Annotated in this window: 9 protein-coding genes, 1 tRNA gene and 2 pseudogenes; all 12 read right to left on the minus strand. The window is 62.4% G+C overall.

The features are described 5' to 3' along the window. Positions 1–1,071, minus strand: a pseudogene (locus tag EN738_RS27595) (DNA-directed RNA polymerase subunit beta); the annotation flags it as partial. 251 nt (positions 1,072–1,322) lie between these two features. Beyond that, positions 1,323–1,703, minus strand: coding sequence for a 50S ribosomal protein L7/L12 (rplL, locus tag EN738_RS27600; RefSeq protein WP_059189560.1), 381 nt, complete (start codon positions 1,701–1,703; stop codon positions 1,323–1,325). A 54-nt stretch (positions 1,704–1,757) separates the two neighbouring features. After that, positions 1,758–2,276 carry a 50S ribosomal protein L10 gene (rplJ, locus tag EN738_RS27605; RefSeq protein WP_127286434.1) on the minus strand — a complete coding sequence of 173 codons (519 nt, stop codon included), beginning with the start codon at positions 2,274–2,276 and terminating at the stop codon, positions 1,758–1,760. Positions 2,277–2,668: 392 nt separating this feature from the next. Further along, entirely contained in the window at positions 2,669–3,367 is a 699-nt protein-coding gene (rplA, locus tag EN738_RS27610; protein ID WP_127286435.1) for a 50S ribosomal protein L1, read from the minus strand. A gap of 4 nt (positions 3,368–3,371) precedes the next feature. After that, positions 3,372–3,800, minus strand: coding sequence for a 50S ribosomal protein L11 (gene rplK / locus EN738_RS27615; protein ID WP_095765524.1), 429 nt, complete (start codon positions 3,798–3,800; stop codon positions 3,372–3,374). Between the two features lie 195 nt (positions 3,801–3,995). Next, positions 3,996–4,523, minus strand: coding sequence for a transcription termination/antitermination protein NusG (gene nusG / locus EN738_RS27620; protein WP_059189556.1), 528 nt, complete (start codon positions 4,521–4,523; stop codon positions 3,996–3,998). A 27-nt stretch (positions 4,524–4,550) separates the two neighbouring features. Beyond that, positions 4,551–4,754, minus strand: a complete 204-nt coding sequence (gene secE, locus EN738_RS27625; RefSeq protein WP_127286436.1) for a preprotein translocase subunit SecE — start codon at positions 4,752–4,754, stop codon at positions 4,551–4,553. 367 nt (positions 4,755–5,121) lie between these two features. Continuing rightward, positions 5,122–5,197 (minus strand) — tRNA-Trp (locus tag EN738_RS27630). A 36-nt stretch (positions 5,198–5,233) separates the two neighbouring features. Next, positions 5,234–5,773, minus strand: coding sequence for a metal-dependent hydrolase (locus EN738_RS27635; RefSeq protein ID WP_348629109.1), 540 nt, complete (start codon positions 5,771–5,773; stop codon positions 5,234–5,236). Between the two features lie 80 nt (positions 5,774–5,853). After that, positions 5,854–6,402, minus strand: a complete 549-nt coding sequence (locus EN738_RS27640; RefSeq protein ID WP_127286437.1) for a putative glycolipid-binding domain-containing protein — start codon at positions 6,400–6,402, stop codon at positions 5,854–5,856. Positions 6,403–6,404: 2 nt separating this feature from the next. Continuing rightward, positions 6,405–6,890: a group II truncated hemoglobin gene (locus EN738_RS27645; RefSeq protein WP_127286438.1), complete on the minus strand. Its 486-nt coding sequence runs from the start codon at positions 6,888–6,890 to the stop codon at positions 6,405–6,407. Positions 6,891–6,973: 83 nt separating this feature from the next. Then, a pseudogene (locus EN738_RS27650) lies at positions 6,974–7,166 on the minus strand (hypothetical protein); the annotation flags it as partial.

Here is a 7,166-nt window from a genome sequence, read left to right on the forward strand (position 1 = left end):
GATATAGGCGCCGACATTGACGTGGTCGATGTCGAGGATCTGGATCTCGCCCTCGCCGGTTCCGAGCAGCACCTTCAGCGTCTTGTCGTCGCTCTCGTCGCCGGCCTCGAGGAAGATCTCGCCGGTGGCGTAGTTGACGATGTCCTCGGCGAGGTAGTTGCCGAGCAGGTCCTCGTCGGTCGCCTTGATCGCCTTCAGACCCTTTTCGCCAAGTTGGCGGGCCTGGCGCGCGGTGATCTTCTTGCCGGCCTCGACGACGATCTCGCCGGTATCGGCATCGACCAGGTCGCCGACGGCCTTGAGGCCGCGGAAGCGCTCGACGTTGAACGGAATGCGCCAGTGGTCGCCGGCGCGCTTGTAGGTGATCTTGTTATAGAAGGTCGACAGGATCTCCTCGCCGTCCATGCCGAGCGCCATCAAGAGCGACGTCACCGGAATCTTGCGGCGGCGGTCGATGCGGGCGTGCACGACGTCCTTGCTGTCGAACTCGATGTCGAGCCACGAGCCGCGATAGGGGATGACGCGCGCGGCGAACAAGAGCTTGCCCGACGAGTGCGACTTGCCCTTGTCATGGTCGAAGAAGACGCCCGGCGAGCGGTGCATCTGCGAGACGATGACGCGCTCGGTGCCGTTGACGATGAAGGTGCCGTTCGACGTCATGAGCGGCATGTCGCCCATGTAGACGTCCTGCTCCTTGATGTCCTTGATCGACTTCGCGCCGGTATCCTCATCGATATCGAACACGATGAGGCGCAGCGTCACCTTCAGCGGCGCGGCATAGGTCAGGTCGCGCTGACGGCATTCGTCAACGTCGAATTTCGGTCCTTCGAACTCGTACTTCACGAACTCCAGCATCGAGGAGCCGGAAAAATCCGAGATCGGGAAGACCGACTTGAAAACGGCCTGCAGTCCTTCGTCGGGACGGCCGCCCTTGGGCTCGTCCACCATCAGGAACTGGTCATAGGATGCCTTCTGAACCTCGATCAGGTTCGGCATCTCCGCAACTTCCGGGATCTTTCCGAAGAACTTGCGTACGCGTCTGCGGCCATTGAAAGTCTGGGTCTGGGCCATCGTCGCTCCTTAGCTCGATTCTCGGGGCGAACCTCGCCGCGGCTCGCCTTGCATTCCGGGCCGCCTCGGCGGCAGCCCCTGATCTGTTTTCCCGCCGCCTGGCGACAGCCGGTTAAAACGGGAGAAAACCCGTTTCCTGAAGGCCGGTTCGCGGCCATCAGGAAAGAGGTTCTCGTGCTTCTCGCGCTCTGTGGCTCCCTTGACGTCAAGGGAGTGGCGGACGGCGCGAGGCCGCCCGCCGCAACCAAAGCTTACTTCAGCTCGACCTTGGCGCCGGCTGCTTCCAGCTGGGCCTTGAACTTGTCGGCGTCGGCCTTGGAAACGCCTTCCTTGACCGGCTTCGGAGCCGCTTCGACCAGGTCCTTGGCTTCCTTGAGGCCAAGGCCGGTGATGGCGCGGACTTCCTTGATGACGTTGATCTTCTGGGCGCCGGCGTCGGCGAGAACGACGTCGAATTCCGTCTTCTCTTCGGCCGGAGCAGCGGCAGCGGCACCAGCGCCGCCAGCAGCGGCAACCGCCACCGGAGCGGCAGCCGAAACGCCCCACTTCTCTTCCAGGAGCTTCGACAGCTCGGCCGCCTCGAGGACGGTCAGCTTCGAAAGGTCGTCTACGATCTTTGCGAGATCAGCCATTTGCATATTCCTTCGTAAGGTTCGAACGTGTGTTTGTGATAGCGAGGAACGGCCTCATGCCGCCTCGTCCTTCCGGGCGTAAGCGCCGATGACGCGCGCGACCGAAGCCGCCGGTGCATTGACGATCTGGGCGATCCGGGTTGCCGGCGTGGCGATCATGCCAACCAGCTTGGCGCGCAACTCGTCGAGCGACGGAAGTGTGGCGAGTGCCTTCACACCGTCGGCGTTGAGCGAGGTGGTGCCCATTGCGCCGCCGAGAATGACGAGCTTGTCATTTCCCTTGGCGAAATCGGACGCGACCTTCGGCGCCGCAATCGGATCCTCCGAATAGGCGATCAGCGTCTGTCCCTTGAACAGGTCGATGATCGATGCGGAGTCCGTGCCCTGAAGAGCGATTTTGGCGAGACGGTTCTTCGCGACTTTGACGGTGCCACCGGCGGCGCGCATTTTCGACCGAAGGTCGTTCATTTGCGCGACGGTGATACCGGCGTAGTGGGCCACGACGACTGAACCAGCGCTCGAAAACGCATCATTCAGGCCCGTGACGAGTTCGCGTTTTTCCGCTCTGTCCACTGCCTATCTCCAGTTGACCCCTGCCCCATCGATGGGAACATTCCCATTTAGAGGACAGGCGTCGGGTTGCCTTTTTGCCGGCCGGGCCATCCAGTAACGGATCTCCCGAACGACGCTCGAGGATCCTGCCCCCTTTCGCCACACCGACGGCAAGCCGACGGTGCGCAGACAAAAGGCAAACACGGTTCGAACCTTTCATCGGAGCCTTGGCTCCTTTGTCGGGTCTTCACCCGTCTCATGCAGGCCCACATGAATTAAGGCTGTTGGGCCGCCTGCAATCTCGGACAGGATGTCCGGAAGCCTTTCGGCTTCCGGTACCGGGCCGCCAACCAGTCGGAGGCCCGGAATTCTTTGCGGATCGGCCGGTTAGCGGCCGATCGGAACGGTTCGCATCAGGACGCGGCGAGCGTCGCGATGTCGAGCTTGAGGCCGGGGCCCATCGTCGAGGTGACCGACACCTTCTTGACGTAGTTGCCCTTGGCGCCGGACGGCTTGGCCTTGTTCACCGCATCGGCGAAGGCACGCACATTCTCTTCCAGCGCCTTGACGTCGAACGAGACCTTGCCGACGCCGGCCTGGACGATGCCGGCCTTCTCGACGCGAAACTCGACGGCGCCGCCCTTCGAAGCCTTGACGGCCGCGGCGACATCAGGGGTCACCGTGCCGACCTTCGGGTTCGGCATCATGCCGCGCGGGCCGAGCACCTTACCCAGACGGCCGACGAGCGGCATCATGTCCGGCGTCGCGATGCAGCGATCGAAATCGATCGTGCCCTTCTGGACGATGTCGACCAGATCCTCGGCGCCGACAATGTCAGCACCGGCGGCCTTGGCTTCCTCGGCCTTGTCACCGCGCGCGAACACGGCAACGCGCACCGAGCGGCCGGTGCCGTTCGGCAGGTTGACCACGCCGCGAACCATCTGGTCGGCATGGCGCGGGTCGACGCCGAGATTCATCGCGACTTCGATGGTCTCGTCGAACTTGACCGAAGACCGCTCCTTGAGCAGCTTCAGCGCTTCAGTGAGCGCGTAGGACTTGTTCGGATCGATGCCTTCGCGGGTCTTGGCGATACGCTTTGCAATCTTTGCCATGATCTCAGCCCACCACTTCCAGGCCCATCGAGCGGGCGGAGCCCTCGACCATGCGCATGGCCGCTTCGACGTCGTTTGCGTTCAGGTCCTTCATCTTCTGCTCGGCGATCGCGCGCACCTTGTCGCGGCTGATCGTGCCGGCCTTGACCTTGCCCGGCTCCTTCGAGCCCGACTTCAGGTTCGCGGCCTTCTTCAGGAAGTAGCTCACCGGCGGCGTCTTCATGACGAAGGTGAACGACTTGTCCTGGTAGTAGGTGATGACGACCGGGATCGGCGAACCCTTCTCCAGCTCCTGGGTCTGCGCGTTGAACGCCTTGCAGAACTCCATGATGTTGATGCCGCGCTGACCAAGCGCCGGGCCGATCGGGGGCGACGGCGTGGCCGAACCCGCGGCAACCTGGAGCTTGAGCTGGCCTGCAACTTTCTTAGCCATCTCTATTCCTGCCTTTTCTCATGCCGGCCCCACTTTCTGGGAAACACCGGCGGTTGCAGTCTGGTGGTGCGGTTCCCGCGGCCGGCTAAGCCGCGTTCGCCTCCCACCCGTTCATGGCCGCGCGACCTTCGCGCCGCCTCCCCGCCACCGAACCGGCGCAGGGCAACCCGACGCCTTACGGCGCGGGTATTCGGATCAGCCTTTTTCGACCTGTCCGAACTCCAGATCGACGGGCACGGCGCGCCCGAAGATCGAAACTTCCACCTTGAGCCGCGCCCGCTCCTCGTCCACTTCCTGGACGAAACCGTTGAACGACGCGAACGGACCGTCCGAGACGCGGATCGCCTCGCCGATCTCGAAGGTGACCGAGGGCTTCGGACGCTCGACGCCTTCCTGCACCTGGTTCAGGATGCGCTGCGCCTCGGTCTCGGTGATCGGCACGGGCTTGGAGTCGCCCAGGAAACCGGTCACCTTCGGCGTGTTCTTGACCAGCGAGAACACAGCGTCGGTCAGGTTGGCCTTCAACAGCACATAGCCCGGGAAGAACTTGCGCTCGGCGTCTACCTTGCGGCCACGGCGTATCTCGACGACCTTCTCGGTCGGCACCACGATCTGCTCGATCTCGCCGGACAGGCCCTTCTGCTTGGCCTTGTTCTCGATGTCCTCGGCGACCTTCTTCTCGAAGTTCGAATAGGCGTGGACAATGTACCAGCGCGCAGTCATTTCACGACGTCTCCGTAATCGCCGAACTTAACGTCCGAGGCCCAGAATGAACTCGATCGCATAGCCCATGGCTATGTCGGCGGTGAAGAAAAAGATCATCGCGATGACCGCGAAAACCAGGACCATCACCGTCGAGATCATCGTTTCGCGACGCGACGGCCAGGTCACCTTGGCGGTCTCCGAGCGAACCTGCTGGAGAAAGGTGAAAGGATTTGTGGTTTTCGAAGCCATATGCCGCTCTGTCTTCAAGACCCGTTGGCCGGGTCTCCTGGATGATCCCGCAGGCCGGGACGTGCCGCCTGGGCTTCATGTCGGCGCCGAATCAGCGCATCCATTTCGCCCATGCAAATCGGACGCGTAAAGCCGGCTTCCCAGCTCCACGCGTCGCGTGTCTGTTCTGTCTACATAAAACCGATTCTTGATCCACGCAAGTGGCAAGTGTCCGCTTTATGGCCAAACGCCGCCTCGGAACCATCCAGTCGTTCCGTCCCGGCTATGCGCGCCTTATGCCCGAATTATCGCCATATGGCAAGCCATCCGCCAGTTTTCAACGGCTGGCGGGGTTTTCGGAAACTGAACATCTGCCATTTCGGGAAAATGGCACGGGCAGCAGGGCTCGAACCTACGACCTGCGGTTTTGGAGACCGCCGCTCTACCAACTGAGCTATGCCCGTACACGCGCGCTGCTATTTCATAAAGCGGATGAGAACTCAAGTGCCCTTTTGAGGCGCGGCGATCCGCGCCGCCGATCGCGCAGAGACAAGCCACAACGCCCAGGCGCAGATGAGAAGTTCGAGCCCGAAAGTCCAGTGCAGGACGAAACTCAAGACCCAATTGCCATAGGTGGCGGGAACCGCCACGAATTCGAAGGCGTGCCGATCAAATGGCATCAGCCACGATATGGGCGACGCCACCGTGTCCAGGACCATATGCAGCATGGCACCCGCGAAGAAGATGCCGATCAGCGCCGGACGGGGCCAGCCGAGCAGTCTGGCGGCGGATAGGCTCAATATTCCGGTTGCGGCCCAAAACAATGGCCAGTGCGTGATGTAGGCGTGGTGGTGGATGTGTCCACCGTCGATGAAGTGGAAGTACAGCATGTCAACGTCGGGAATCACACTGCCGATCATCGCAGCCGTCACGACGCCGGACATTTCGCGCCATTGTCTGCGCGCGAAACTCCCCAGAATGTAACCCGATGGCAGATGAGCAATGAGCATCACGTGGCAAGCCCGTTTCGGATGCTCCAACCTGCAATCCCATCGTGGCGCCATTTTTGCAGAGATTTGCAGATATTCCGCATCTTGCAGAGCGCGTCGCAACGGCCGGATCAGATCCTTTGCCAGAAATCCGGATAGGTGGTCACCAGCCCCTCCTGATCGACCTCGATTTCCCGCCGGAAGCCACTCTTCAGCGACTCGTAGAGATAGCGTCTGCCGTCGTCGAGGCACGTGTAGCGCTGCGGGCTTTTGACGATGGTCAGTTCCGGGAGTTCGATGAAGGCTGCGGCAATCTCGGCGCTTTCGCCAGGCTTCAGCCGCAGCCGGCGGATCGGCAGCGTGTTGGTGAAGGGCGTGACAGTGAGATCGGGGTCGAGCGCCCCGGTCAGGTCCGGGATCGCAACGCCGTTCTTCGACCAGTTGCCGATGCCGTCGGTCTCGAGCCGGAAGCGCCCGCCACCGACAATGCCGACCTCGACCTCCCTGGCGCGCCAGTCAGGGTCGCATGAAATGCGGTAGTGAACGGCGAACCGCTCATGGTCGGCCGAGATCGCCACGGACTCGGCCGATATCCCGCCGGAATCCTGCCTCAGGACAAGGTGTTCGATGCCAGGGCCCTGCCATTGCCGCCATCGAACGAGCGTGCTTCGCGGCTCCACTGCTACGATTTCCCCGCCGGCGGCTTGTAAGGCCCGCCGGGCACGCCCCAGCCCCAGGCGGGCATCGGCTCCGTTTCCGGATCGCACGTCTCGCCGAGATTGGAATTCATCTTCGCCAGCCGCGATCCCCATTCGACATAGCCCATGAAGGCGGAGCGGAATTCGGGGTCGTCGGGCAGGCCGACCTCGTCGGCGGCGTCGGCGAGAAGGTTGATCCAGCGCCGCCGCTGTTCCTCGCTGAGGTGCTTGCCGAGATGATGCATCACCATCTCGCGGTGGCCGCCATGCTTTTCGCTATAGGTCTTCGGTCCGCCGAACACCTCGCCGATAAAGGCCGCGACATGGGCGGGATGGTCCGGCGACATGTGCCTGAACACCGGACCGACGATCGGATCGCGCGCCACCTTGTCGTAGAAGGTCTGCGTCAGGCGGCTGAGCGCCTCGGCGCCGCCGGCCCATTCGAACAGCGTCGGAATATCCTCATTCATCATTGATCCTCGCCTGTCGCTTGCCGCGGACGATAGCGGAAAGATCGAAGACGGCTCAACCTGCCTCGATGGCCAGTTCGCGCCTATAATTTGGCGGGCGCCTCTGCCTGGGCGTTTGGCGACGGTGCCACGCGGCAGTTGTCAGGTTTCGGTATGACGCCGCAGATGGTGGCGCCGGTCAGCGCGTCGACCGATTGCGGTCCAGTCGTCAGCCCGACCTTCAGCATCATGTCCGGCTCAAGCTGGCGATGGCTCGAATAGAGCACGGACTGCATC

Origin of the sequence: Mesorhizobium sp. M4B.F.Ca.ET.017.02.2.1, assembly GCF_003998955.1 — a bacterium.
GTDB classification, from domain to species: Bacteria; Pseudomonadota; Alphaproteobacteria; order Rhizobiales; family Rhizobiaceae; genus Mesorhizobium; species Mesorhizobium abyssinicae.

What these genes read in the sequence shown, in the direction of transcription:
- rplL (WP_059189560.1), bottom strand. Translation starts at nt 1,703, where the DNA reads ATGGCTGATCTCGCAAAGATCGTAGACGACCTTTCGAAGCTGACCGTC.
- rplA (WP_127286435.1), bottom strand. Translation starts at nt 3,367, where the DNA reads ATGGCAAAGATTGCAAAGCGTATCGCCAAGACCCGCGAAGGCATCGAT.
- rplK (WP_095765524.1), bottom strand. Translation starts at nt 3,800, where the DNA reads ATGGCTAAGAAAGTTGCAGGCCAGCTCAAGCTCCAGGTTGCCGCGGGT.
- nusG (WP_059189556.1), bottom strand. Translation starts at nt 4,523, where the DNA reads ATGACTGCGCGCTGGTACATTGTCCACGCCTATTCGAACTTCGAGAAG.
- secE (WP_127286436.1), bottom strand. Translation starts at nt 4,754, where the DNA reads ATGGCTTCGAAAACCACAAATCCTTTCACCTTTCTCCAGCAGGTTCGC.
- EN738_RS27645 (WP_127286438.1), bottom strand. Translation starts at nt 6,890, where the DNA reads ATGAATGAGGATATTCCGACGCTGTTCGAATGGGCCGGCGGCGCCGAG.